This window comes from Dactylosporangium sp. CS-033363, assembly GCF_050942475.1.
Lineage (GTDB): Bacteria > Actinomycetota > Actinomycetes > Mycobacteriales > Micromonosporaceae > Dactylosporangium.
Genome location: NZ_CP192032.1, coordinates 10,424,987 through 10,449,575, shown reverse-complemented (window position 1 = coordinate 10,449,575; position 24,589 = coordinate 10,424,987). Strand labels below are relative to the sequence as shown.

The 24,589-nt window shown below is 70.5% G+C and carries 24 protein-coding genes and 1 tRNA gene; 14 read left to right on the top strand and 11 right to left on the bottom strand.

The genetic code is table 11. The features are described 5' to 3' along the window. Positions 1-135: 135 nt before the first annotated feature. The 5 genes from ACQPZ4_RS48270 (at position 136) to ACQPZ4_RS48250 (ending at position 5,829) form a co-directional block, all read left to right on the top strand. A complete protein-coding gene (locus ACQPZ4_RS48270) occupies positions 136-1,737 on the top strand; it encodes a hypothetical protein (protein ID WP_433052593.1) in 1,602 nt (533 codons plus the stop codon). A gap of 59 nt (positions 1,738-1,796) precedes the next feature. Next, a complete protein-coding gene (locus ACQPZ4_RS48265; RefSeq protein ID WP_433052590.1) occupies positions 1,797-2,855 on the top strand; it encodes an alpha/beta fold hydrolase in 1,059 nt (352 codons plus the stop codon). A gap of 6 nt (positions 2,856-2,861) precedes the next feature. Further along, positions 2,862-3,725, top strand: a complete 864-nt coding sequence (locus ACQPZ4_RS48260) for a DUF3152 domain-containing protein (RefSeq protein ID WP_433052587.1) — start codon at positions 2,862-2,864, stop codon at positions 3,723-3,725. Between the two features lie 41 nt (positions 3,726-3,766). Continuing rightward, a complete protein-coding gene (gene moeZ, locus ACQPZ4_RS48255; protein WP_433052584.1) occupies positions 3,767-4,945 on the top strand; it encodes an adenylyltransferase/sulfurtransferase MoeZ in 1,179 nt (392 codons plus the stop codon). 86 nt (positions 4,946-5,031) lie between these two features. Further along, on the top strand, positions 5,032-5,829 hold the full coding sequence (locus ACQPZ4_RS48250) for a prenyltransferase/squalene oxidase repeat-containing protein (protein WP_433052581.1): 798 nt from the start codon (positions 5,032-5,034) through the stop codon (positions 5,827-5,829). Here the strand turns inward: ACQPZ4_RS48250 and ACQPZ4_RS48245 are convergent. Continuing rightward, positions 5,810-6,391, bottom strand: a complete 582-nt coding sequence (locus ACQPZ4_RS48245) for a TetR/AcrR family transcriptional regulator (RefSeq protein ID WP_433052578.1) — start codon at positions 6,389-6,391, stop codon at positions 5,810-5,812. The two genes, ACQPZ4_RS48250 and ACQPZ4_RS48245, sit on opposite strands and share 20 nt — an antisense overlap. Before the next feature lie 88 nt (positions 6,392-6,479). On the opposite strand from ACQPZ4_RS48245, the gene ACQPZ4_RS48240 reads away from it, so the two are divergent. Next, a complete protein-coding gene (locus ACQPZ4_RS48240) occupies positions 6,480-7,238 on the top strand; it encodes an SDR family NAD(P)-dependent oxidoreductase (RefSeq protein WP_433052575.1) in 759 nt (252 codons plus the stop codon). Here ACQPZ4_RS48240 and ACQPZ4_RS48235 read toward each other — a convergent pair. Continuing rightward, positions 7,235-7,534, bottom strand: coding sequence for an MGMT family protein (locus tag ACQPZ4_RS48235; protein ID WP_433052572.1), 300 nt, complete (start codon positions 7,532-7,534; stop codon positions 7,235-7,237). The genes ACQPZ4_RS48240 and ACQPZ4_RS48235 overlap by 4 nt on opposite strands. Before the next feature lie 52 nt (positions 7,535-7,586). Between ACQPZ4_RS48235 and proB the strand changes: the two genes are divergently transcribed. Beyond that, positions 7,587-8,687, top strand: a complete 1,101-nt coding sequence (gene proB / locus ACQPZ4_RS48230) for a glutamate 5-kinase (RefSeq protein ID WP_433052569.1) — start codon at positions 7,587-7,589, stop codon at positions 8,685-8,687. Between the two features lie 17 nt (positions 8,688-8,704). Here proB and ACQPZ4_RS48225 read toward each other — a convergent pair whose 3' ends face one another. Then, a complete protein-coding gene (locus ACQPZ4_RS48225) occupies positions 8,705-9,844 on the bottom strand; it encodes a hypothetical protein (protein ID WP_433052566.1) in 1,140 nt (379 codons plus the stop codon). 278 nt (positions 9,845-10,122) lie between these two features. On the opposite strand from ACQPZ4_RS48225, the gene ACQPZ4_RS48220 reads away from it, so the two are divergent. The 5 genes from ACQPZ4_RS48220 to nuoH all read left to right on the top strand — a co-directional run bounded on the left by ACQPZ4_RS48220 (position 10,123) and on the right by nuoH (position 13,091). Then, a complete protein-coding gene (locus ACQPZ4_RS48220) occupies positions 10,123-10,350 on the top strand; it encodes a hypothetical protein (protein WP_433052563.1) in 228 nt (75 codons plus the stop codon). A gap of 300 nt (positions 10,351-10,650) precedes the next feature. Beyond that, positions 10,651-11,094 (top strand): fructosamine kinase family protein, encoded by a 444-nt coding sequence (locus ACQPZ4_RS48215; RefSeq protein WP_433052560.1) that lies wholly within the window; start codon positions 10,651-10,653, stop codon positions 11,092-11,094. Continuing rightward, positions 11,075-11,593, top strand: a complete 519-nt coding sequence (locus tag ACQPZ4_RS48210; RefSeq protein ID WP_433052557.1) for an NADH-quinone oxidoreductase subunit B — start codon at positions 11,075-11,077, stop codon at positions 11,591-11,593. Before ACQPZ4_RS48215 ends, ACQPZ4_RS48210 begins: the two co-directional genes overlap by 20 nt. Further along, positions 11,590-12,120, top strand: coding sequence for an NADH-quinone oxidoreductase subunit C (locus ACQPZ4_RS48205; RefSeq protein ID WP_433052554.1), 531 nt, complete (start codon positions 11,590-11,592; stop codon positions 12,118-12,120). Before ACQPZ4_RS48210 ends, ACQPZ4_RS48205 begins: the two co-directional genes overlap by 4 nt. Further along, positions 12,120-13,091: an NADH-quinone oxidoreductase subunit NuoH gene (gene nuoH, locus ACQPZ4_RS48200; protein ID WP_433052551.1), complete on the top strand. Its 972-nt coding sequence runs from the start codon at positions 12,120-12,122 to the stop codon at positions 13,089-13,091. The genes ACQPZ4_RS48205 and nuoH overlap by 1 nt, the downstream gene beginning before the upstream one ends. Here the strand turns inward: nuoH and ACQPZ4_RS48195 are convergent. Together ACQPZ4_RS48195 and ACQPZ4_RS48190 are read right to left on the bottom strand one after the other, a co-directional pair. Beyond that, the gene (locus tag ACQPZ4_RS48195) at positions 13,057-14,475 is read right to left on the bottom strand and encodes a pyridoxal phosphate-dependent decarboxylase family protein (protein ID WP_433052548.1); all 1,419 of its coding nucleotides are present in this window, start codon (positions 14,473-14,475) and stop codon (positions 13,057-13,059) included. The genes nuoH and ACQPZ4_RS48195 overlap by 35 nt on opposite strands. Before the next feature lie 48 nt (positions 14,476-14,523). After that, positions 14,524-15,867 carry an MFS transporter gene (locus ACQPZ4_RS48190; RefSeq protein WP_433052545.1) on the bottom strand — a complete coding sequence of 448 codons (1,344 nt, stop codon included), beginning with the start codon at positions 15,865-15,867 and terminating at the stop codon, positions 14,524-14,526. On the opposite strand from ACQPZ4_RS48190, the gene ACQPZ4_RS48185 reads away from it, so the two are divergent. Then, on the top strand, positions 15,866-17,290 hold the full coding sequence (locus ACQPZ4_RS48185) for a gamma-glutamyltransferase (RefSeq protein ID WP_433052542.1): 1,425 nt from the start codon (positions 15,866-15,868) through the stop codon (positions 17,288-17,290). The two genes, ACQPZ4_RS48190 and ACQPZ4_RS48185, sit on opposite strands and share 2 nt — an antisense overlap. 58 nt (positions 17,291-17,348) lie before the next feature. Here ACQPZ4_RS48185 and ACQPZ4_RS48180 read toward each other — a convergent pair. After that, positions 17,349-17,429: transfer RNA gene (locus ACQPZ4_RS48180), tRNA-Tyr, on the bottom strand. Between the two features lie 102 nt (positions 17,430-17,531). Here ACQPZ4_RS48180 and ACQPZ4_RS48175 point away from each other — a divergent pair. Further along, positions 17,532-18,026 carry a YajQ family cyclic di-GMP-binding protein gene (locus tag ACQPZ4_RS48175; RefSeq protein ID WP_433052539.1) on the top strand — a complete coding sequence of 165 codons (495 nt, stop codon included), beginning with the start codon at positions 17,532-17,534 and terminating at the stop codon, positions 18,024-18,026. Between the two features lie 173 nt (positions 18,027-18,199). On the opposite strand, the gene ACQPZ4_RS48170 is transcribed toward ACQPZ4_RS48175, so the two are convergent. The 5 genes from ACQPZ4_RS48170 to ACQPZ4_RS48150 all read right to left on the bottom strand — a co-directional run bounded on the left by ACQPZ4_RS48170 (position 18,200) and on the right by ACQPZ4_RS48150 (position 24,377). Beyond that, positions 18,200-18,388, bottom strand: a complete 189-nt coding sequence (locus ACQPZ4_RS48170; RefSeq protein ID WP_433052536.1) for a hypothetical protein — start codon at positions 18,386-18,388, stop codon at positions 18,200-18,202. Positions 18,389-18,468: 80 nt separating this feature from the next. Continuing rightward, a complete protein-coding gene (gene htpX, locus ACQPZ4_RS48165; RefSeq protein WP_433052533.1) occupies positions 18,469-19,344 on the bottom strand; it encodes a zinc metalloprotease HtpX in 876 nt (291 codons plus the stop codon). A 64-nt stretch (positions 19,345-19,408) separates the two neighbouring features. Beyond that, positions 19,409-20,908: an NADH-quinone oxidoreductase subunit N gene (locus ACQPZ4_RS48160; RefSeq protein ID WP_433052530.1), complete on the bottom strand. Its 1,500-nt coding sequence runs from the start codon at positions 20,906-20,908 to the stop codon at positions 19,409-19,411. Next, positions 20,905-22,539 (bottom strand): complex I subunit 4 family protein, encoded by a 1,635-nt coding sequence (locus tag ACQPZ4_RS48155; RefSeq protein ID WP_433052527.1) that lies wholly within the window; start codon positions 22,537-22,539, stop codon positions 20,905-20,907. Before ACQPZ4_RS48155 ends, ACQPZ4_RS48160 begins: the two co-directional genes overlap by 4 nt. Beyond that, positions 22,536-24,377 carry an NADH-quinone oxidoreductase subunit 5 family protein gene (locus tag ACQPZ4_RS48150; RefSeq protein ID WP_433052524.1) on the bottom strand — a complete coding sequence of 614 codons (1,842 nt, stop codon included), beginning with the start codon at positions 24,375-24,377 and terminating at the stop codon, positions 22,536-22,538. Before ACQPZ4_RS48150 ends, ACQPZ4_RS48155 begins: the two co-directional genes overlap by 4 nt. Positions 24,378-24,589: the final 212 nt, after the last annotated feature.

Below are 24,589 nucleotides of genomic sequence, written 5' to 3'. Positions count from 1 at the left end.
ACCGGCGCCTTCAACCTCCATGGAGTGAACGGCCACGGCATCAACGGGAACGGCACGAATGGGACGAACGGCGTAAATCCCGCCAATCGCGGCCGCGCCGAGGTGCGGAGCTCGTATTCCGACATTTTGGCCCCGGTGAGCCCGCCCGTCTCCTCACCTCCGCCGCAGGTCGAGCCGCCCGTCCAGCCGCCCACGTCCACGCTGCACTACGGCCACTACGGCCCGGACGGGCAGGGCTGGCCCACGTCGAGCCCCACCGGCGAGACCAGAAGCGTTCCGGCCCCCGGCACGGTGTACGGCGGCCGCGAGCTGGAGAACACGGGCGAGGTGCACCGTCCGATCTCCGCCCAGCCGTCGGCCTACAGCCAGCAGTACGAGCAGTCGTACGAGCAGCCGATCGATCAATGGGGCTATCAGGCCGCCCCCTATCAGCCGCAGGAGCAGTATCAGCCGCAGGAGCAGCGGCACTGGGCCCCCGAGCCCGCGCAGCCGGAGTTCGACTGGGCCGCGCCGAGCCAGCAGCCCGAGCCGGTACCGGCGCCACCACCACCGGCCCCGGTCCAGCCACAGCAGCTGCCCGCCCAGCGCGTCCCGGAGGACGACCCGCTCGTCGGGCCGTTGCCGCCCCTCCTGCTCGGCTCGGCCACGGCGATGACGACCGCCGAGCCGATCATGCCGACGTTCGCCGACGACATGCGCCAGCCCGCGTACGACCCGCCGGAGCTGCCCCAGCGCGTGCCCGCCGAGCCCGACGTCCCGGCCCTGGTCGCCGGCGAGCCCCAGGCCGCCGCGGTCGGCGCCCCCGAGCTGGCCCGGATCAAGAACTACCTGCGCGAGGACGAGGACGGCGTGCCGGGCGACCCGGACAGCCGCCCCGACGGCTTCGACGTGCAGAGCGTCCTGCGGGCCGTGCAGACGGTCCGCGGCGTGGACCGCGCGACGCTGCGCAAGAACGCAGACGGGTTGCACACCCTGCGCCTGGAGCTGGCCGACGAGGCCGACGCGGGCCTGGTCAGCCGCCTCGTGGCCCGGATGCTCAACGACACCATGGGCCTCTCGGCCGAGCAGAACCCGCTGCTGCCCGACGGCATGCCGGAGCCGCTGGCGCCCGCCCCGTACGCGCCCGAGGCGAGCCTGGACGCGCCGGTGATGACGCCCCGGCCCCCGTCGCCCGGCCTGTCCGTCGCCCGCAACGCGCCGCACAGTGCGCTTCCGGGGTACGGTCGCGAGGCCCGTCGCCGCCGCCCGGTGAGCAGCGGCGCGCGCGTCAAGCCGGCCGCCCAGGAGAAGAAGGCGCCCGCCCTGATGCCCAACCCGGGCGCGATCGTCTCGCCGCGGGTCGTCATCGAATCGGTGGACGTCAGCACCCAGGGTATCGACGCGACCGTCGAGGTCCGGCTGACCGCCGACAACCAGCCCGCGGTGGGCGTGGCCGGCGGCCCGAACTTCGACGGGTACATGCTGAAGCTGGCCGCCCTGGCCGCCGCCTCCGCCGTCGACCAGCTGCTCATCGACACCGATGCCACGGTCCGCGCGCGCTGCTACATCGAGCACGCCGCCGAGGTCTCGCTCGGCAGCTGCGAGGTCGCGGTGGTGGTGCTCCTGCTGATGTACGACGGCTTCGTCGAGCAGCTCACCGGCTCCGCGGTGGTCGGCGCCGACGGCGACGCCCGCCAGGCGATCGTGCGCGCGACCCTCGCCGCCGTCAACCGCCGCCTGGAGGCCCTCCTCCCGTAGCGTTGCTCAACTGCGCCCAAGATCGTGTATTGCTTGGATTCTCCGGGCACACTTGGGGCATGAAGCGCGCCACTCTTGTCCCAGAGTTCACCGTCCCGTCACCCGACGACGTGCCCAAGCGGTGGCCGGGGCGAGAGGTCGAGCTCGATGGATCGGTCGCGTACGTCCGGGACACCCCCTCCGCGTCCCCCACCGCGGAGCCCGCGGTCTACGTGCACGGCCTGGGTGGCTCGTCGACCAACTGGACCGACCTGGCCGGCATCCTGGCCGCCCGCGCGGACGGGGTCGCGCTGGACGGGCAGGCCATCGACCTGCCTGGATTCGGCTACAGCGGCCGGGCGCGCAGCTACACCATCGACGCGATGGCGTCGCACGTGATCCGCTGGATCGAGTACAGCGACCGCGGCCCGGTCCACCTGTTCGGCAACTCGATGGGCGGCGCCGCGATCGTCAAGGCCGCGGCCAAGCGCCCCGACCTGGTCCGCTCGCTGACCCTGATCTCCCCGGCGATGCCGTTCCTGGACCCGCGGCGCTCGTTGCAGGGCCGGGTCGTACCGCTGCTGCTCCTGCCGAATGCCGCCCGCCTCGCCGCGCGGCACATGTCGTCGATGACGCCCGAGGTGCTGGCGGACATGGTCATCGACTCCTGCTACGCCGACCCGACCCGCTACCCGGAGCAGCGCCGGCTGGAGGCGATCGAGGAGGCCCGCCTGCGCCACCTGGTGCCGTGGTACGCCGAGGCGTACGTCGGCAGCCTGCGCGGCCTGGTCGGCAGCTTCCTGCGGGCGTACCTGCCGGGGGAGGGCTCCATCTGGCGCTCCGCCGCCAAGATCACCGCGCCCACGCTGGTGATCGCCGGGCGGCAGGACAAGCTGGTGGACATCCGCACGGCGCCGCAGGTCGCCCAGCTCATCCCGGACAGCCGGCTGATGATGCTCGAGGGCGTCGGCCACGTGGCGCAGATGGAAGTTCCACGCTCGGTCGCCCGCGCCGTCTTCGGCCTGCTGGACGAGGTCACGGCGGAAGCCACCCGAAAAGCAGAAGCCACAAGGCAGGTTGCGGTACAGGTGCAGGAGCCCGTCCGCTCGCGCGTCGCCCGGGTGCGCATGGCAAGCTGAGCGTCGATGGTGAGCCGGCTGATCAGTGACCGCCGGCGGGAGCCGGCCGCGCTGCCGAGCGACCCGACGGCCGCCCGCGAGGTCGTGCGGGCCGCCCGCCACCGCCGCCGCATGGAGGCCCGGCGCCGCCGGTACCTCATCGCCGGGCTGATGGCCGGGGCCGGGCTCCTGGCCGCCGCCGGCCTGACCCGCCAGCTGTTCTTCGCCGGGCCGCAGGAAGAAAAACCCACCGCCGCCGTGCGCCACGAGCAGCCGATGCTCGCCCCGCCCTCGCAGCCGGCCAGTCCGCCGCCCGAGGCGGGGGCGGCCAAGGGGGACGGCACGTTCGCGTACGCGACCACCGACGGTCCCGTGGCGGGCGGGGCCGGGGCGCTGAAGAAGTACCGGATCGCCGTGGAGAACGGCGCCTCGCTGCAGGCCGACGCGTTCGCCGCGGCCGTCGAGAAGACCTACGCCGACCCGCGCGGCTGGACCGCGGGCGGCCAGCTGCGCCTGCAGCGGGTCAAGGGCGAGGGCGCCGCCGACTTCACCGTGTTCCTGGCCACGCCGGTCACCTCCGAGGCGATGTGCGGCACGGCCGGGCTGCACACGGACGGGTACAGCTCCTGCCGCATCACCGGCAAGGTCATCATTAACCTGGCCCGCTGGAACACCGCCATCCCGGACTACGGCGCGCCGGTCGCGGACTATCAGACGTACGTGATCAACCACGAGACCGGCCACGAGCTCGGGCACGGCCACGAGGCCTGCCCGGACGCCGGCAAGCCCGCGCCCGTCATGATGCAGCAGACGTACGGGCTGAAGGGCTGCATCGCCAACAGCTGGCCCTACGTGGACGGGAAGCCGTACACGGGTCCCCAAGTGCCGTAGCTCACTCGGGTTCGGGGCCCTGGCGAGGCAGAATGAGAACCATGTCGCTGCCTCCCTTGGTCGAGCCCGCCGCCGACCTGTCGGTGGACGAGGTCCGCCGCTACTCACGCCATCTGATCATTCCCGACGTCGGGGTGGCCGGGCAGAAACGACTCAAGAACGCGAAGGTGCTCTGTGTGGGCGCGGGCGGCCTCGGCTCGCCCGCCCTGATGTACCTCGCGGCCGCCGGCGTCGGCACCCTCGGCATCGTCGAGTTCGACACCGTCGACGAGTCCAACCTGCAGCGCCAGATCATCCACGGCCAGTCGGACATCGGCCGGCCCAAGGCCGAGTCGGCGCGGGACTCGGTGCTGGAGATCAACCCGTACGTCAACGTCATCCTGCACAACGAGGCGCTCTCCAACGACAACGTCATGGAGATCTTCGCGCAGTACGACCTGATCATCGACGGCACCGACAACTTCGCGACGCGGTACATGGTCAACGACGCCGCGGTGCTGCTGGGCAAGCCGTACGTGTGGGGCTCGATCTACCGCTTCGACGGCCAGGCGTCGGTCTTCTGGGCCGAGCACGGCCCGTGCTACCGCTGCCTCTACCCGGAGCCGCCCCCGCCCGGCATGGTCCCGTCCTGCGCCGAGGGCGGCGTGCTCGGCGTGCTGTGCGCGTCGATCGGCGCGATCCAGGTGACGGAGGCGATCAAGCTCCTGACCGGCATCGGCGAGACGCTGCTCGGGCGCCTGATGGTGTACGACGCCCTCGAGATGGAGTACCGCAAGATCAAGCTGCGCAAGGACCCGAACTGCGCGATCTGCGGCGAGAACCCGACCGTCACCGGCCTCATCGACTACGACGACTTCTGCGGCGCCGTGTCGGACGAGGCCCAGGCCGCGACGGTGGGCTCGACCATCACCGCGAGCGAGCTCAAGGACTGGCAGGACTCGGGCAAGCCGATCGAGCTGATCGACGTGCGGGAGCCGGCCGAGTGGGAGATCGTCCGGGTGCCCGGCGCGCGGCTCGTGCCGAAGGGCGAGTTCCTCAACGGCAACGCGCTCGCCGACCTCCCTCAGGACAAGCAGATCGTCTTGTACTGCAAGAGCGGCGTCCGTTCCGCCGAGGCCCTCGCCGCCGTGAAGGCCGCGGGGTTCAAGGACGCGGTACACGTCCAGGGCGGCGTGGTCTCGTGGGTCAAGACGGTCGACCCGTCGCTGCCGATCTACTGATGGCCATACTTCGTTTCCAGTGATCAACCGGACATCGCCCGGCTCGACCCATGTGGGCGGGCCGGGCGAGCGGTAGTCTGCGGCGCATGGTCGACCTTGACGCCGCGATCGGCTACGTCATCGCCCACGGCGACGCCGTGGACCGGGCGCGCTCAGCCTGGCTGCGCACCGGCCAGGCCCCGTCGGCCGACGTCCTCGACCGCGCGGAGATCGGCCAGGCGTCCACGGGTGGCTGGCCGGCGTACCACGGCGCGCACGTCGCCTCGATCGACGCCACCTGCTTCCGCCTGGCCGAGCTGGACGACCTCGGCGCGATCACCCGCCCCGCGGCCCGCCGCGCCCTGAACTGGCTCGGCCGCAGCCAGCGCCCGGACGGCATGTGGGAAGAGGACGAGTCGCTGGCCGGCATCGCCCCGCCCTGGGCCCAGCCCGGCGACGACGAGGCCAAGCTCTTCCTGACCTGCAGCGCGGCGTACTGGCTGGTCATCGGCGGCCCCGCCCCCGGCGACGAGGACGAGCACGCGGCCCGCATCGCCCGCGCGGCAGAGGCCTTCCGCGCCTCGCTGCGCCCCGACGGCAGCTGGCCGTCGTTCCTGGTCACCGGCTGGCTGGGGTGCGCCGTGCTGTACCACCTGGGCTGGTTCTACGAGTCGGCCCAGATCCAGGTCGCCCTGGCCGACCGCGTCCCGACCATGAGCGGCGCGGACACGGCCTGGCTCTACTCCTCACTGCGCCGCATCGGCATGTCCACGGAGGACTGGCTGCTGGGCGCGGCGAGGAAGCGCCTCATCGAGACCCAGCGCAGGGACGGCGGCTGGACCAGCGACGACGGCGACCAGTTCAACGTCCACACGACGCTGCAGGCTATCCGCGCGCTGCGCTGAGCACCTCGACCAGGGCGGCGTCCAGCGCCACGCGCAGCGCCGTCGAGTCGCCCGTGGCGAGCAGGATCCCGACCCCGCCCTGCACCGCGGCCAGGATCACGAGCCCAGTCTTCTCCGGATCCGCCGCCTTCGCCCGCCGCGCCCCCTCGATCAGCTTCGTCTGCCACGTCGTGAGCAGCCCGGACACGATCGGCCGAACCTCGGGGTTGCTCGGAGCAAGTTGCCGCGTCAGCGCCGCGAGCGGGCACCGCGTCCCCTGCGCCTCATAGCGCGCGATCACCGCCTCCCGCCAGGCCGCCCAGGACTCCGGCGACCCGAGGGAACTGAGGTGGGGCTCCTGATCGTGCAGTACCGCGGAAGCCTCATGCTGCGCGATGGCCAGCAGCAGCCCGGAGCGCCCCGCCGGAAAGTAGTGAAAGAGCTGGCTCTTGCTGGTGGCGGTCGCCGCGCGGACGTCGTCGAGCGAAACCTCGTCCACGCCCCGCTCGCGCAGCAGCACCGCCGCACCGGCCACGATCCGGTCCCGGGTGGCCGCCCCCTTCGCCGTCAATGCCGTGCTCATCCCCACATCCTAGTCTGTTGGACCCTCCAGTCCAGAAGGTGTTACGTTCGCCTGGACCAAACAGTCCAAACAGCAGAGGTTGTACAGCATGAGCCTCCTTCAAGGCCGCACCGCCCTCATCACCGGCTCGACCAGCGGCATCGGCCGCGCGATCGCCGAACGGTTCGCCACCGAGGGCGCAAAGGTCATCGTCACCGGCCGCCGCCCCGACATGGGCGCGGAGGTCGTCCGCAAGATCACCGCCGCCGGCGGCCAAGCCACCTATCTCCAGGCCGACCTGACCGCCGGCCGCGAGGCAATCGAAGCGTTCGCCGCCCGGTCCGGCGACGTCGACATCCTGGTCAACAACGCCGCGTACCTGGTGGGCGGCCGCCCCACGGCAGACACCCCCGAGGACGTGGTGGACGCCGCCCTGGCCACCAACATCAAGGCCCCATACCTGCTGACCGCCGCCCTGGCCCCGAAGATGCAGGCCAGAGGCGGCGGCGCCATCGTCAACATCGGCTCCATCAACGCGCTGACGGGAATGCCGGGCAGCGCCCTGTACAGCGCGACGAAGGCGGCCCTGCACGCCCTGACCGCGGCGTGGGCAGCGGAATTCGGCCCGCACGGCATCCGCGTGAACACGATCGCCCCCGGCCCCACGGACGTCGAGTGGGCCACGTCGATCCGCCCCCACCTGGAGCGCATCGTCGCCACGGTCCCGAGCCGCCGCCTGTCCTCACCGGCCGAGATCGCCGCCGCGGCCGTGTTCCTGGCCTCGGACCAGGCCTCCCACATCCACGGCGCAACGCTCCCGGTCGACGGCGGCCTGACCACGGTCACCGCCCACGGCGCCGTGGCTTAGCTCTCCTCGGGCCACCACGCGGCGTGGCGCATGTCGACCTTCTCGCCGCGCAGCGGAGTACCTTCCCGCCGATGCCGGCGGAGCGCCTCCTGCTCGTGCCCAGGAACCAACCGCCCGTTCGCGGCCACCACCCGATGCCAGGGGACGGGCCCGCCATAGTGGGACATGGCCGCCCCGACCTGGCGAGGCCCGCCCCGGCCGAGGTATTCAGCGATCGCCCCGTACGACATGACACGCCCGGGCGGAATCCGCTCCACCAGGGAGAGAACCTGCTCGGTGTACTCCTCGTCGGCCACGATATGGGAACCTACCGCGCTGGTGCCCTGGCCAGGCGGCAAGATTAGCCCCGTGCGAGAACAGGTCACGGAGGCAAGGCGAATCGTAGTCAAGGTCGGTTCGTCCTCCCTGACCACCGCCACGGGCGGCCTGGACTTCGAACGAGTGAACGCCCTGGTAGACGCCCTGACAGCGACGCCGGCCGAGGTGGTCCTGGTCTCGTCGGGCGCCATCGCCGCGGGCCTGTCCCCGCTGGGCTTGCCACGCCGCCCAAGAGATCTGGCGACCCAGCAGGCAGCAGCGAGCGTCGGCCAGGGATTGCTGATGCGCGCGTACAACGACGCCTTCGCCAACCACGGCCGAGTGGTGGGCCAGGTCCTCCTGACCGTCGACGATGTGACGAGGCGGGCCCACTACCGCAACGCGTACCGAACCTTGCGCCGCCTGCTGGATCTCAAGGCCATCCCCATCGTGAACGAAAACGACACGGTGGCCACGCAGGAGATCCGCTTCGGCGACAACGACCGCCTGGCCGCTCTGGTAGCCGCCCTGGTCCACGCCGACCTGCTGGTCCTGTTGTCCGATGTGGACGGCCTGTACACGGGCGACCCTTCCCTCCCGACCTCGTCCCCGATCACGGACGTCCGCACCTTCGCGGACCTCGACGGGGTGGACATCCGCCGCCCGGGCAAGGCGGGGGTCGGCACCGGCGGCATGGTCACGAAGGTCGAGGCGGCACGGATCGCCACGACGAGCGGGATTCCGGTGGTACTGGCCTCGGCTCCCCAGGCCTCGGCGGTCCTGACCGGTCAGACCGTCGGCACACTGTTCCACCGGCAGCGGGAACGTCCGCAGGCCCGGCTGTTCTGGCTGGCCCACGCCACCTCGCCCCGGGGCCGCCTGGTCCTGGACGCGGGGGCGGTGCGAGCGGTGGTGGCCGGCCACGCGTCCTTGCTGCCGGCGGGGATTACGGCGGTGGACGGACGCTTCGCCGCGGGGGACCCGGTGGACCTCGTGGATGGCGGCGGCGTACCGGTGGCGCGAGGTCTGGTCAACTACGACGCGACGGAGCTACCGCCACTGCTGGGCCGCTCAACGGGCGACCTGGCCGCGGAGCTGGGCCCGGCCTACGAACGCGAAGTAGTCCACCGAGACGACCTCGTCCTGCTGTAGGCGCGTGTGCTCAGCCGTCATAGTGCGGGTCCCTCTAGGAATGGTCGCCTCCTGCGAGGCTCGTGGATGTCCGTCCGCTTGAGGGTCACCTCCATTTCCACGGGCTCTCGATTGTCAAAAATCCGGCGTGCCAGGGCGACAATGGAGTGCCGGTCGAACTGCCACCTCGGCGGCCACGACAACTCCTCGGCCGCGGTAGGCCAGATCTGCAATACCGATCCGTCGAAATTCTCCAGCTCCGCGAGCGAGCCACCGATGATGGGCACGAAGACTTGGAAGACCAGATGGACAATCGAGAACGTCATGCAGTAGCCGAGTAACTCGTCGGGGTGATCAGAGGAACTGCCCTTCGGCGTGAAGATTCGCCACGGGTGCGCTTCGAGTACGCTGCTCATATCTGAATAGGCTGCGATCCAGATGCGCATCTCAGGGTGCGGTCGGCGTTTGATGTTCAGATCGTGCCCGACGCCCAACGGCAAAACTGGAGCGCCACCCACCCGGTCAAACAGAACGCCTTTGACCGCAGCCCACAACGCCAGACGCCGCTGCTCATCGATTGAAATGCCACGAGGTTCGTTCAACATTGAGACAATGATGTACTTGACATCATTTTCGATCGTGGACATCCAGGTGTTGTTGCAGTCGTTGCATACTGGTGTCACCAGCCCGCCGAGCCGCCGGGCAGTCCGGTCGTCGCGGACCATTCGGGCGCCACGTGATTCCAGATACCTCAGTAGCCACTTCGGGTAAATGTCTTCATTCGTGATATGCCGACCGTGTCCCTGGCAGAACGGGCATTCTCCGACGGGCGTCGGGTCCTGCGGTTGGCGTAGAGGCGTGTTGTGGTCAAGTACCTCTAGCATGGCGATCGGCAGAACGTCTGGAAGTTCAATCTCGCGCCGACGGAGACGCGCTACGGACAGTTCCAAGCAGACGTTGTGAGCAACGCCAAGTGCGACCAGCGGTTCGTCGGCGGGAGGGGGAAGTTCGTCGGCAACCATCCGTAGAGGGTCGACGTTAACTGCCGCAAGCCAGCTGCCGCTTCTGGTCCCGACGATTTCAATCCACGCGTCTCGGGCGCGCCTGGTGAGTTCTCCGCAGCCCAGGCATGGCGACTTTCGCCAGTTACCTGAAGCCAAATCGATCGCATCGCTCATGTGGCGGCTACCAAGGTTAGTCACTCGTAGGGTTAACTCGCTTGTCTTTTAATAGTCGCACCGAACCTCGGCCGCAACGTTTTAAGGCAACGCGCGGTCGACCAGCACGCTCGTTTACGAAGAGTGATCGGCCGGTATACCTATTGCGACTGAAGCTCGATGGCGCCCAGCTGGTAGTCCGTGCGGTCGTGGCGTCGTCCCGACCTTCGCGAATCGAACGTGCGTGCCATCTCCGATGCCGGTACCTTGGTCGCTATCTTCCAAGGGTGGGGGCGTCGATGCCTGACCGCGCAACGTCAATTCGCTACGAGATCCCGACAGGGCCCGAGCAGTTCGAACTCTCCATGAAGCCAGAGTTTGCACTGGAGCACAGCCGCGAGGAGGTGATTGGCACCCCAGTTCGCGCGAGGGTCGGTGACCAGGTTGTAAACAGCGGCGTGGTAGTGGATTGGGTCGACGAACCGGACGGCGGCGTGATCCTGGTAGTCGAATATCGCGCGTTCTAGGGCGGTTTCGCAGATGCTCGACGGCGGCAGGGGCGGCGTCATTCATCGGCGTGGAGCTATTCGGCATGCGTGGCACCCGCTGCTCGAACCGCAACTCCTGAAAGCCGTCGGCGCCGCGATCGGGCGGGTCGACGACTTCGTCTCGTTGGATGACCTCGCGTCCCACCCGGCCGGGATCTATCGGGCCGGCGCGTTGAGGGTGTTCGCGAAGCTCGGGAACCGCGTGCAGTTCGAGGCCGAGGCCAAGGGACTCGAACTCGTCGGGCTCTCGCGACCTTGCACGGGCACAGAAAGTACAAAATGCGGCTTGAAGCTTTTGATGGCTCCTCGGCCCGTTCCTGCAGGACAACCGGCCCGTCGCGGCCAACACGTGGCGGGAGTGCTATCTCGAGCGCCGGATCAAGCCCCGGCTCGCAGACGCTCGGCTGCCCGAAGAACTCGCGCGAGCCGTCGAGCGTGCGGTCGGCCAAGCCGAGATCCCCGACGTGGTGCCGAGCCTCCTACGGGCATCCCGAGGCGGACCTGGCCCTCGTCGACTACTTCGCGCCCGTGCGCGAGGCGCTCTTCGACGGGTACCGGGAGGTCCAGGCCATCGAGGAAGGCTTCGCCCAGCGGAAGGAACTCTGGCGGCTGCACGGGTATCTGGCGGTGGTCGACGTCGAGGGAGCGCGAAGCACGTTCCTACCCCGCGTCGCGGAGGCCGTGGCACGAGTACGCTGTCGCCATGTCGGGAGTGCTGGGTGAGCCGATCAAGTTCGTGCTCAACTGGGGGCGGCGCTACTCGCTGTGGGTGTTCAACTTCGGGCTGGCCTGTTGTGCCATCGAGTTCATCGCGACCTCGATGGGGCGGCACGACTTCATGCGCCTCGGGGTGATTCCGTTCGCCCATGGGCCGCGGCAGGCCGACCTCATGGTGGTGTCGGGCACCGTGACCGACAAGATGGCGCCGGCCGTGAAGCGGCTCTATGACCAGATGCCCGAGCCGAAGTACGTGATCTCGTTCGGGGCCTGCTCCAACTGCGGCGGGCCGTACTGGGACTCGTACTCGGTCACCAAGGGCGTCGACCAGATCATCCCCGTCGACGTGTACGTGCCCGGATGTCCGCCGCGGCCCGAGGCGCTGCTGCACGGGATCATGCGGCTGCAGGAGAAGATCGCCGGGGAGCAGGCCGGGCTGGGCGGGACCCCGCGGCCCGACGTCAAGGCGCTCACGGCATCGCCGGTGAAGCCAGTGAAGCCATGAGCCTTTTCGACCTGGGTGACACGTCCGAGAGCGGCGGGGGCCAGTTCGCCCGCCCGACCGTCGACGTGGCCGCCGAGCGGTGGGCCGAGGCGATCGAGACCGCGAAGAGCGAGGGGTACGACTACTTCGACTGGCTCTCCGCCGTCGACGAGCTGCCGGGCGGGTTCACGCTCGTCGTGCACCTCTGGTCGACCACGGAGAAGCGGGGCGTGCTGATCCGGGCCGAGATCCCGCGCTCCGCGCCCGCCATCGCGAGTGTCAAGGACATCTACCCGGGCGCGGCGTGGCACGAGCGGGAGACGCACGAGATGTTCGGGATCGGGTTCACCGGGCACGGCGAGCTCAAGCCGCTGCTGCTGCCGGACGAGTTCGAGGGGCATCCGCTGCGCAAGGAGTTCGTGCTCGCCTCGCGGGTGGCCAAGCCCTGGCCCGGGGCGAAGGAGCCCGGGGAGAGCGAGCACACCGTGAGCAAGCGGGCGCCGATGCGGCCACCGGGAGTACCGGATCCAAAAGAGTGGCCGAAGTGATGCCGGTCTGGCTGGATGTCGCGATCCGCGTGCTCGGCGTCGTGATCGCGTTTCTGACGCTGCCGCTCATCGTGGGGCAGGCCGAGCACAAGGTCATGGCGCACATGCAGGGCCGGCTCGGGCCCATGTACGCGGGCGCCTTCCACGGCTGGGCCCAGCTCGTCGCCGACGGCGTGAAGTTCGTGCAGAAGGAGGACATCACGCCGCGCGCGGCCGATCGGGCGGTGTTCCGGCTGGCGCCGGTGATCGCGCTGCTGCCGTACCTGGTCGTGCTGCTCGTGATCCCGCTCGGGCCCAACGGGCTGGTCGCCCAGAAGCTCGACATCGGGCTGTTCTTCGTGCTCGCGGTGGTCGGCATCGGCGTGGTCGCGGTGCTCATGGCCGCCTGGTCCAGCGCCAACAAGTACGCGCTGCTCGGGGGCCTGCGCGCGGCGGCCCAGCTGCTCGGGTACGAGCTGCCGTTCATTCTCTCGGCGCTCTCGGTCGCGATGGCGGCGGGCACCCTGTCGCTCTCCGGCATCGTCGAGGCGTGGCGGCCCTGGTGGCTGCTGTGGCAGCTGCCGGCCATGCTCGTCTTCTTCATCGCCGGGCTGGCCGAGATCCGCCGGCCGCCGTTCGACATGCCGATCGCGGACTCCGAGCTGGTGTTCGGCTACATGACCGAGTACACCGGGCTGCGGTTCGCGTTCTTCCTGCTCGCGGAGTACGTCGGGATCGTCGTCATCGCCGCGCTCACCACCGTGCTGTTCCTCGGCGGCTGGAAGGGGCCGTTCGGCCTGGACGCCGAGCTCGGGTGGGCCTGGACGCTGATCAAGATCTTCGCGGTGTCGTTCGTGGTGATCTGGGTGCGCGTGTCCTACCCGCGCCTGCGCGAGGACCAGCTCCAGCGCCTGTGCTGGCTCGTCCTGGTCCCCGCCGCGCTGGCCCAGCTCGTGCTCACGGCCGCCGTGAAGGTCGCTGCAGGAGACTGAGAAAAGCCACCAGAAGCTGCTCTCGTACTGCTGGATCGACGGCATTCAACAGCGAGTTGATCGGCGCCATGCGTTCCGGCAGCCCCCCGCCCTCGCCGACGCCCAGCGCGGCCGCGATCTGGTCCACCGGGGCGCTGCCGAGCAGTTCGAGCAGGCCGTCGGGCAGCTCGATCGGTCCGTGCGCGCGCGCCGCGGCGACCGCGGCGGACAGGTCGGCCTCGAAATCGCCGACCCGCGGGGCGACGGCCGCGGTCACCGTGAGGTGTACCGAGGCCGGAATCTCGCCGTGGCGGAACTGCGGCTGCGTGTGCCAGCCCCGCGCCGCGAGCTCGTCGGCCAGCACGAACAGGTCGACGCCGGACGACATGAACGCGACGACGGTCGATTCCGTGGGTACCGCCGTGAAGTCCTCGATCCGCGCCACCGCGCGGGCGATGTCGCGGGTGGCGTCACGCGTCTTCGCGGCCAGCGCCAGGTATCCGTCGTCGCCGATGTGCCGCAGGGTCGCCCACGCCGCGGCGATCGGGCCGCCGGAGCGGGTCGAGGAGATGACCGGGTTGACCATGGTGTACCCGGGCCAGTCCGCGTAGCCGAAGTACTGCGGCGCGCGCAGGGCCTCGTCGCGGTGCAGCAGCACGGAGACGCCTTTGGGCGCGTACGCGTACTTGTGCAGATCGACGGAGATGCTCGTGACCCCGGGCACCGACAGGTCGAACGGCGGGATGGGCTCGCCCAGCCGGCGCAGGTACGGCAGCGTCCACCCGCCGAAGCAGGCGTCCACGTGGCAGCGCACCCCGGCCGCTTGCGCCGCGGCGGCGATGGGCTCGACCGGGTCGATCAGCCCGTGCGCGTACGACGGCGCCGAACAGGCCACGAGCACCGTCTCCGGGGTGATCGCGGCCGCGACCGCCGCCGGATCGACGCGCAGCGACACCGGGTCGACCGGCACGGTGTCGAGCTCGACGCGCAGATAGGCCGCGGCCTTGGCCAGCGCCGCATGCGCGGTGACCGGCATGACCAGCCGGGGCCGGGCGATCTCGGGCCGTCCGTCGCGGGCCGCTTTCACTGCCAGGATCAGGGATTCGGTACCGCCTGAGGTCACGCTCCCCACGGCCCGCTCGTCGCCGCCGAGCACCTGCGCGGCCGCCGCCACAAGGTCGTTCTCCATCGCGAGCAGCGAGGGGAAGGCGGTCGGATCGAGCCCGTTGACGTGCGCCGACCTCGCGTGGGCGGCCGCGGCCAGGTCGTCGAGGCCGGCCAGGCCCGGGTCGTACACGTAGGCGAACAACTGGCCGCCGTGCGTCGGCAGGTCGTGCGCGCGCAGCTCGTCGAGCTCCGCGAGCACGTCCCTGGCCGGGATGCCCCGCTCAGGCAACGCGCTCACAGGTCCAACCCTCCGCGGCGGTCGGCCTCGGCTCCGCCGAGGTCGTGCTCAGGCCGTGCGTTCAAGTGCTTCGCCCTCCGACAGTCGCGCTTCGTTCAGGTCATAGCCTCGCAGAGTGAACAGCGCCAATGCGACGACAACGGCGGGAATCACCGTGAAGCCGAGCTGCACACCCATTCGCGCGGTGTCGGTCTGCGCGACGGCGGTGCCAGAGTCGCTGGAGACGTACCCGGTCGCGGCCAGGAGCAGCGCGAAGATCCCCGGGCCCAGGGCCAGGCCGAACGTCTCCCCGGCCGTCCACAGCCCGGTGAACACCCCGGCCTGGCGGCGGCCGGTGCGCGCGGCGTCGAAGGCGATGCAGTCCGGCAGCATGGCCAGCCCGAAGACCTGCTGGCCGGCGTAGCCGCAGCCGACCAGGCCGGTGAGCACGTACACGACGGCGTTGGGCAGCACCGGCGCCAAGGCGATGAGCGCGGCGGCACCGGCGAAGATGAGGGAGGACAGGACGTACGAGCGGAGTTTGCCGATTTTTGCTCCGATTCGCGACCAGAGCGGCATGACGAGCAGCGCCGGCCCGACGAAACACGCGAAGAGCAATGTCGATCCCGTGTCCGGATCGGCCAGGATCTGGGTGGCGAAGTAGCTCACGCCGGCCAGCATGGTGGCGATTCCGGCCGCCTGAATGATGAAGCAGATGAGCAATCGGGTGAATGCCTTGTTCGCCCGTGCCGTTTTCAGCTGCGCGGCCAGGCTCGGCTCGCTCTGCGTAATGGCGCCGACGGGGGCCTTGCGGGTGCCGAAGAAGCTGCCGAGGGTACCGACGACGATGAGTGCGGCGACGAAGACTCCCATGGCGCGATGGCCGGGAATGCCGTCGCCGAACTGTTTGGTGACCACCGGCGCCAGCGCGCCCGACACCAGGATGGCGACCGCGAGCAACGCGACGCGCCAGGTCATCAGGCGGGTCCGCTCGCTGTAGTCATCGGTCATTTCGGCGGGCATCGCGACATACGGCACCTGATAGAACGCGTACGCCGTGGCCGTCGCCAGGAACATCAAGGCGACGTATACGCCGCTTTTCACCGGTGCCGCGAAAATCAACGCGAACAGTACCGCCACCGCCAGCCCGGCCCCGAGCAAAAATGGTCGGCGGGCGCCCCATCGGGTGCGGGTACGATCGGAGATCCTCCCGGCAACCGGGTTGATGAGCACGTCCCATGCCTTCGGTGCGAGCACGAGCAGCCCGGCGATCCCGGCCGCGACCCCGAGGGTGTCGGTCAGGTAGGGCAGAAGCAACAAACCGGGCACGGTGCCGAACGCGCCCGTGACGAGCGAGCCGAGCGCGTACCCCGCCCGCACGCGACCGGGCAGCGAAACCGACGGGTGGTCCATGGTCCACGGATGCTACCGCGAGAATTCCTCAATTTCTGCGGGCGTCGCCGCCGGACATCCCGCGACGACCGAGGTCGGCCTGCGCGTCCTGCAGGACGGCGGCACGGCCGCCGACGCCGCCGTGGCCGCCATGCTGGCCAGCTGCGTGGCCGAGAGCGTCCTGACCGGCATCGCGGGCGGCGGCTTCGCCACGTTCTACGAGGCCTCGACCGGCACGACGACGTGCCTGGACTTCTTCTGCTCGGTCCCCGGCCTAGACGCCGGGCGCCCCGCGGCCCCGATGGAACCGATCGCGGTGGCGTTCGGCGGGGTGCCGCAGCGGTACGAGATCGGCGCCTCGAGCGTTGGCGTGCCCGGGGTTCCGGCCGGCGCGGGGGCGATCCACCAGCGCTGGGGCCGCTTGGCGTGGCCGCGGGTGGTGGCGCCGGCCCTGTCGCTCGCCCGCTCGGGAACGCTCCTGCCGCAGCCGCATGCCGCGACGCTGGAGTCCCTGGCGCCGGCGATGCTGCCGGGCCTGGGCTCGCAGGTGTACGCGCCGGCCGGTCGGCTGCTGGCGGGCGGGGACCTGCTGTACCACCCGGGGCTGGACCTGGCGCTGGGGATCCTGGCGGACGAGGGCCCGGGGGCGTTCTACACGGGGCGGATCGGGCAGCAGATGGTGTCGACCATCGCGGCGGGGGGCGGGATTCTGACGCCCGCCGATCTGGCCTCGTACCGGGTGCTGGCGCAGCCGGTGGCCTCGGCCTCGCTGGCGGGGCTGACCGTCTCGGCCCGGCCGGACCTGAATGACTTCATCGTGACGCTCGGGTCGCTGCCGGACCTGGAGTCGATGGGCCGCCCGGCGCGGGCGGTGGCATTGGCGGACGCGTTGCGGGCTTATGGGACGCAGCGGCTGGGCGACACGACCAACATCTCGGTGGTCGACCCTTGGGGCAACGCTTGCGTCATCACGCTGACGCTGGGGATCGGATCTGGGGTTTGGCTGGACGGGCTCGGGATTCACCTGAACTCGATGCTGGGCGAGGGGGAACTCATCCGGCCGGGGACGCTGCCTGGGGAGCGCATGGCGTCCTGCATGTGCCCGACGGTGGTGACCGCTCCGGATGGACCGCTCTTATTGGCGATCGGGTCGGCTGGCGCTACTCGCATTCGGACTGCGCTGTTGCACGCCCTGATCAACACGCTCGTCGACGGGACTGACACCTTCTCGGCCATCCATCGGCCTCGGTTCCATGTGGTGTCGGACCTGGTGCATGCGGAGCCGGGGTATCCGGAGGATGAGCTGGAGGCGCTGCAGGAGGCGGGGTACAAGATCCAGCGCTGGGACAAGATGGACCACTACTTCGGCGGGGTGAGCGCCGTGGGCGTGGCCGGCGCCGCCGGCGATCCCCGCCGCGGCGGCATCGGGCGACTGCTGTCGTGACACTGAGGGCCTGCCACCCGGGGGCATACCCTGGTGACAGGCCCTTCAGTCTTGCCAGTGGCGGGTAGAGGATTCGAACCTCTGTAGCTTTCGCGACGGATTTACAGTCCGCTCCCATTGGCCGCTCGGGCAACCCGCCTGGCGGAAGCCAGAATAGCGGTAGGCCCCCGGGGGTTTGCAAACGGGTACCCTCGGCACGCCCACACCCGTCTAACGCACGCAGTAACAGGGAGCGTCTGCCATGGCTTCGGCACCCTCGTTCGACATCGTCAGCAAGGTCGACCGGCAGGAGGTCGACAACGCGCTCAACCAGGCCGAGAAGGAGCTGGCGCAGCGGTTCGACTTCCGCGGCACCGGCGCTGAGATCAAGTGGTCCGGCGAGGAGGCGGTCGCCCTTCAGGCCGAGACCGAGGAGCGGGTCGTCGCCGCGCTGGAGGTCTTCAAGGAGAAGCTCGTCAAGCGCAACATCTCGCTCAAGTCCCTCGACGCCGGCGAGGCCCGCGCCTCGGGCAAGGTGTACAAGATCGACGCCAAGATCATTCAGGGCATCGAGTCGGAGAAGGCCAAGGCCATCTCGAAGAAGATCCGCGACGAGGGCCCGAAGGGCGTCCAGGCCCAGATCCAGGGCGACCAGCTGCGCGTGACCGGCAAGAAGAAGGACGACCTGCAGGCCGTGATCACCCTGCTCAAGCAGGAGGACTTCGGCATCGCGCTGCAGTTCACGAACTACCGCTGAAACGGTGCCGCCCCGGTTCCCTCGCGAGGGGCCGGGGCGGCGTTCGGTTGTCTATCGTTTCCCGCGCCGCAGCGTGACCACGATGATGGTCGTGGCGACCGCGGCGACCACCAGAAGACAGCAGAGCAGCAGCAGAACGTGCCATGGCCTGATTGCACCCATGGCCGCGCAGCCTAGCTGACAGTCACCTCGCGGGTTGACCCGTCTCGATCGGCAAGATCGCGGAAATCGGCGAGATCGCGAAGCCCGGCCAGGTCGTTCGGGGCGCGTACGAGCAGGAAGCTGTCCGCCTCGCGGATCTCGATGTCACGCTCTGTGGACTCGTCCGGGTCCGTGAGCACGGCGTGGAGCGTCTGAGCCATGGGTGCAGACGCTACACGGCCGTCGTTGCGCGACTACCTGTCCGAGTGAACGACACGCCCGTGAGCTGGGCGTTTGGCGATTACCGGTGCAACGCCAGCCCGGCCATCTGCTCGAGCCGGGCCACCCGCTGCTCCATCGGCGGGTGCGTCGAGAACAGCGAGGCGATGCCGCCCCCGCGCAACGGATTGTCGATCATCAGGTGGGCCTGGCTCGCCAGCTGACCGTCGGCCGGCAGCGGCATGGCCTGGGTACCCCGGTGGATCTTCCGCAGCGCGCTCGCCAGGGCCAGCGGGTCGCCGGTGAGCTGCGCGCCCGACTCGTCCGCCTGGTACTCCCGGCTCCGGCTGATCGCCAGCTGGATCACGGTCGCGGCGAGCGGGCCGAGGATCATCATGAGCAGCAGCCCGCCGATGCCGGGCCCCTCCTCGTCGTCGTTCGACCCGCCGAGCGGCAGGAAGATCGCGAGGTTGGCCAGCATGGTGATCATGCCGCCCAGGGCGCCGGCGACACTCGAGATCAAGATGTCGCGGTTGTACACGTGGGAGAGCTCATGGCCGATCACGCCCCGCAGTTCCCGGGGGGTGAGCATCTCCAGGATGCCGGCGGTGACCGCCACGGCGGCGTTCTGCGGATTGCGCCCGGTCGCGAATGCGTTCGGCTGCCGGGTCGGGCTGATGTACAGCCGCGGCATCGGCTGTCCCGCCGAGGTCGCCAGTTCGCGGACCATGGCGTACAGCTGCGGCGCTTGAGCCTCGGTGACCGGCTGCGCGTTCATCGCCCGCAACGCGATCTTGTCGGAGTAGAAGTAGCTGAACGCGTTCATGCCCAGCGACAGGAACACGGCGATGACCAGACCGGTGCTACCGCCGAGCCAGTAGCCGACAAGCAGAATGATGGAGGTCAGCAGCCCGAGGAGGGCCGCCGTCTTCACGCCGTTGAAATGCCTGTGCTGCATGCTCCCTACAACAGCGCCACTCCCCGTACCCCTTCCCAATGCTCGCTGTGAGCTAGCTGAAAGCTCATCCGAACATGCCGGCCGCCCGCATCACCAGCTCCGGTCCAAATCCGACCAGGACCGCCGCAACCGCCGCAAACGCCACGGAAACTCCCACGGACCACGGCACCCGCGTGCGCTGCGTCACGTCACCCCTCACCTCGGCGGGGGAGAACAAGGTGGCGCCGACCCGGACGTAGTACGCCAGGCCGATCACCGCGTTCACCGCCACCACGATCGCCAGCCAGGTCGCATCCCCGCCGAGCAGCGCGCGCACCACCGCCACCTTGGCGAACAGCCCAGCGAGCCCCGGCGGCAACCCGGCCAGCCCGGCCAGGGCGAGCACCAGCACCGCGGTCAGCCACGGCGAGCGCCGCGCCAGCCCCCGGTAGTCGGCGATCTCCCCGCCGTCGCCCGCCCCGCGCACCGCGACCAGCGCTCCGAAGGCGGCGAACTCCAGTACGACATAGAAGAAGGCATATCCAAGGGCGGCCGCCACCAGCAGTGGCGTCACCTCGTCGGCCGCGATCAGGGCCCCGAGCGGCGCGAGCAGATAGCCGGCCTGCGCCACCGACGACCACGCCAGCAGCCGCACCATCCGCCGTTGCCGCAGCGCCACCAGGTTGCCGACCGTCATGCTGGCCGCCGCCAGCACCGCGAGCGTCAGCCCCGACGTCGAGAGCACCGGCCGCGCCGCCGACACCCCGACCAGCAGCAGCGCGACGACCCCACCGAGCTTGGACGCCGTCGACAGATACGCCGCGATCGGCAAGGGCGCCCCGTCGTACGTCGCGGGCGCCCACGCATGCGCCGGCACCGCCGCGACCTTGAACCCGAGCCCGACCAGCAGCAGCACCACGCCGACCTTCAGCAGCGCCCCGGTCGCCGCCACCGGCGCGCCGACCTCCGCCGACTGCCCGGCCAGGTGCGCCGGCCCCGCCGCGATGTCCGAGAAGTGCACCCCGCCGGTCGCGGTGAAGACCAGCGCCGCCCCGAGCAGCGCCACTGCGGTCGAAACAACACTCACCACAAAGAACGTGACCGCGGCGGTACCGCCCTCGCGCGCACCCCGCCGCAACCCCACCAGCAGGTACAGCGGCAGCGTCAGCGTCTCCAGCGCCACGATCAGCGTGATCAGGTCCCGCGCCCCGCCCAGCACCACGGCGCCGGTGAGCGAGCAGGCCAGCAGGAAGCAGTACTCCCCGACCGGCACCTCCCCGGTCCGCAGCAGCGGCACCGACAGCCCCAGCGCCCCGAGCGCGAGCGCGGCGAACACCCCGGCGACGATCGCGGCCGCCGGATCGAGCACCAGCGAGCACTGATCCGGCCCGACGCAGAACGCCGTCCGATGCTCACCCCCGACCCCCACCGCGATCGCGGCGGCGATCACCCCGGCCATCCCGAGCGCGGTCGCCCCCATCACCGGCCCCCGCCGGCCGGGCACGAACAGGTCCACGAGCAGCGCGAGCACGGCCGTCCCCGCCGCCACGTACGCGGGAATCAGCGCCACCTGGTCGATCCTCATCGCCCGAACACCCCCGCCAGCGCCTCGACGGCCGCGTTGGACCAGTGCAGCGCCACCGCCGGCGCCACCCCCACGACGAGCGTGAGCACGATCAACGGCGCCCACGCGACCAGCTCACCGGCGGTCAGCCGCGCCAAGGCTCGGGTCGGCCCCACGCCCCGGCTCGATCCGCTCTCGTCGCTGGTTGCCCCACCACCGACCGCTTGCGCCGCATCCTCTTCGGCCGCGGGCGAGACGCCGGCGGCCACCGGGACGGGCGCGGCGAGCTGCGCGACCAGCGGCGTCGCGGCGCCGTGGGTGACCCGCCGCAGCAGCCGCAGGAAGTACGCCGCCGCGAGCGCCGCCCCCACCGCGGCCAGAACGCCCAGCGTCGTCCACAGGCCCCCGCCGCGCTGGAACGCCGCCACCACCGCGAACGCCTCACCCCAGAACCCGGCCAGCCCCGGCAGCCCCAGCGAGGCGATCGCCGCGAACGCCAGCACCCCGCTCAGCGCCGGCGCCGTCTCCCGCAGCCCGCCCAGCTGATCGAGCTCCCCGGTGTGGGTCCGGTCCTTGATCGCGCCGGCCACGAAGAACAGCAGCCCGGTCACGAGCCCGTGCGCGATGTTGCCGATGAGCGCCGCCTGCATGCCCGTCGCCGTCAGCGTCGCCACGCCGAGCAGGACGAAGCCCATGTGCCCCACCGACGAGTACGCGATGAGCCGCTTCAACTCCGTCTGCGCCAAACAGATCAGGCCACCCGCGAGGATCGCCGCCGTCGCCAGAATCCCGAGCACCGGCGCGGCGCGAGCGGCCCCGTCGGGCGCCACCCCCACCGCGACCCGCAGCAGCCCGTACGTGCCCATCTTCAGCAGCACCCCGGCCAGGATCACCGACCCGACCGTAGGCGCCTCGGTGTGCGCCGCCGGCAGCCACGTGTGCAGCGGCCACAGCGGACTCTTCACCGCGAACGCCACCGCCAGCAGCACAAACGCCAGCAGCTGCATCCCCGCCGACATCGGCCGCACCGCCGGGTCGCTCAGCGCCACCAGGTCCCCGGTGCCCGCCGACGAGACCACGACGAACACCCCGACAAGCAAAAGCACAGAGCCGAAGAGGGTGTACAGCACGAACTTCCGCGCCGCCCGCCGCCGCTCCGACCCGCCCCAGACCGCGATCACGGCGTACATCGGCAGCAGTACGACCTCGAAGAACACGAAGAACAGCACCAGATCGAGGGCCAGGAACACCCCCGTGATGCCGGCCTGCAGCACCAGCAGGAGCGCAACAAGCAGCCGCCCGCGCCCCGGCTCCGGCACCCGCCACAAGCAGTACGCACAGCACAACACGGTCAACAGCGCGGTCAGCACCACCAGCGGATACGAGATCCCATCCACGCCGATGTGAAACCGCAGGCTGAGCGTCGGCGCCCACGGCACATCGATCTCGGCGAACGGCTCGATCCGCCGCACCCCCGGCACCGCCGTACGAGCCAGCCCGAGCGCCACAACCACCCCGAGCGAGGCGGCGGCAAACACCGTCCCACCGACCCGCCCGGCCCGATCCAGCCGCCCCGGCATCGCGGCCGCGAACAGCGCCCCGATCGCCGGCAACAACAACGCCGCGAGCAACAACGCCTGCGCGGAACTCATCGCCCCACCCCCAGCGCGACGACGATCACGGCCGCCAGCACCACGCCGCCGGCCAGTACCGCGGTCGCCGCCCGAGGCAACGCCGCCGTGTGGACCCGCGCGAGCAGCCCGCCGAGCCCGCCGGCGCCGGCGCCGACCCCCTCGACGGCCCCGTCCACGAGCCCCTCGTCCCCGCGCCGCGCCAGCCGCGCCAGCGCCGTCACCGGCCGAGTCACCACCGCATCCTGCACCGCGTCTATGTAGAACGCATTGGCCAGCACCCGCCCGACCGCCGTGTCAGGCAGAGCCGCGACCGGATCACGCCGCCACGCGACCAGCCCTCCGACGGCCAGCAGCGCCAGCGCGACCAGCGTCATCCAGCCCAGATGCGCGACCCGCTCGTCGGCCCCGAGCCGCTCGCTGAACCCGGCGAAGAGACCGGCCAGCCCGAGCAGCGCCGCGGGCACGGCCAGCACCACCAGCGTCCCGCGCATCGCCCACGGCGGCTCGTGCCCCGCCGCGGCCGCGTCCGTGCGCGGCGCCCCGAAGAACGTCCGACGCCAGAGCCGCACCACGTACGCCGCGGTCAGCGCCACCGTCACCGCCCCCGACCCGAGCACCATCCACGCCACCCCGCGCGGCACCGGCCCGGCCCCGGTCGCCGCCTCGAGAATCGCGTCCTTGCTCCAGAACCCGGCCAGCGGCGGAACCCCGGCCAGCGCCCCGAGCCCGATCGTCATGGTCCAGAACGTCACCGGCATCCGTCCGCGCAGCCCGCCCATCGTCGCCATCAGGTTGCTCCCGACCGCGTGGATCACCGACCCGGCCGCCAGGAACAACAGCGCCTTGAACGCCGCGTGCGTCAGCAGGTGGAACAGCGCTGCCGAGGGCGCCCCCACCGCGAGCGCCCCCGTCATGTACCCGAGCTGGCTGACCGTCGACCAGGCCAGCACCCGCTTGATGTCGTCCTGCCCGAGCGCACTGAGCGCCCCGAGCAGCATGGTCACCGAGGCCATCACCGCCAGCACAACCAGCGCCGCCGGAGCCCGCTCGAACAGTGGATACAGCCGCGCCACCACGTACACCCCCGCCGCCACCATCGTCGCCGCGTGGATCAAAGCGGAAATCGGCGTCGGACCAGCCATGGCATCCGGCAACCAGGTATGCAGCGGGAACTGCGCGCTTTTCCCCGCCACCCCCGCCAGCAGCAACACGCACGCCGCCGTCAGCGTCCCACCGGAGATCGCCCCCGACCCGGCAGCGGCGAACACATCGGCGATCCGAAAACTGCGCGCGTGCAGCCCCAGCACCACGATCCCGAGCAGAAACCCGATGTCACCGACCCGCGTCACCAGGAACGCCTTCACCGCAGCCCGCGGCGCCTCGGGCAGCCGCCGATCGTGCCCGATCAACAGGTACGAGCAAATGCCCATGACCTCCCACCCGACCAACAACGCGATCAGGTCCCCGGACACCACCACCAGCAACATCGCCCCGGTAAAGAGGCTCACCTGCGCCGCATAGGGCGCGTACCGCAAGTCATCGTGCAGATACGCGACCGAATAAATCTGAACGCAGAGCGCAACCACCCCCACGGCCACGGCGACCAGCCCTGCCGGCCCGTCCAACCAGGTCCCGAAGGTCACCACAACCCGGCCAAACTCCGCGACCGTGACCCCGGAATCCGCCCCGCGCACCCCCCGCAGCGCCACGGCAACCGCCAGCCCAAGCGCAATGGCTGCCCCGCCAACACCCAGAAGAACCGAAAAGCCCCTCATCTTGTACCGCAAGAGCAGCCCAACCAGCCCCGCCCCCAACGGCACAGCCGGCAGAGCGGCACCAAGTGCATCGACGCTCACCGTGCCACCCCCGATCCACCCGAGTTCGTGCCGTCCGCCTCTTCATCGGATTGACCTTGGCGATCGGTTCGCACCCCGCCGGGCGGATCACCGTCGCCCCCAGCCCGACCAGCCTCAGCTCCGGTCTCAGCCTCAGCTCCGGCGCCAGCCCCGGCTCCGGTCTCAGCTCCGGCGCCAGCCCCGGCTCCGGTCTCAGCTCCGGCGCCAGCCCC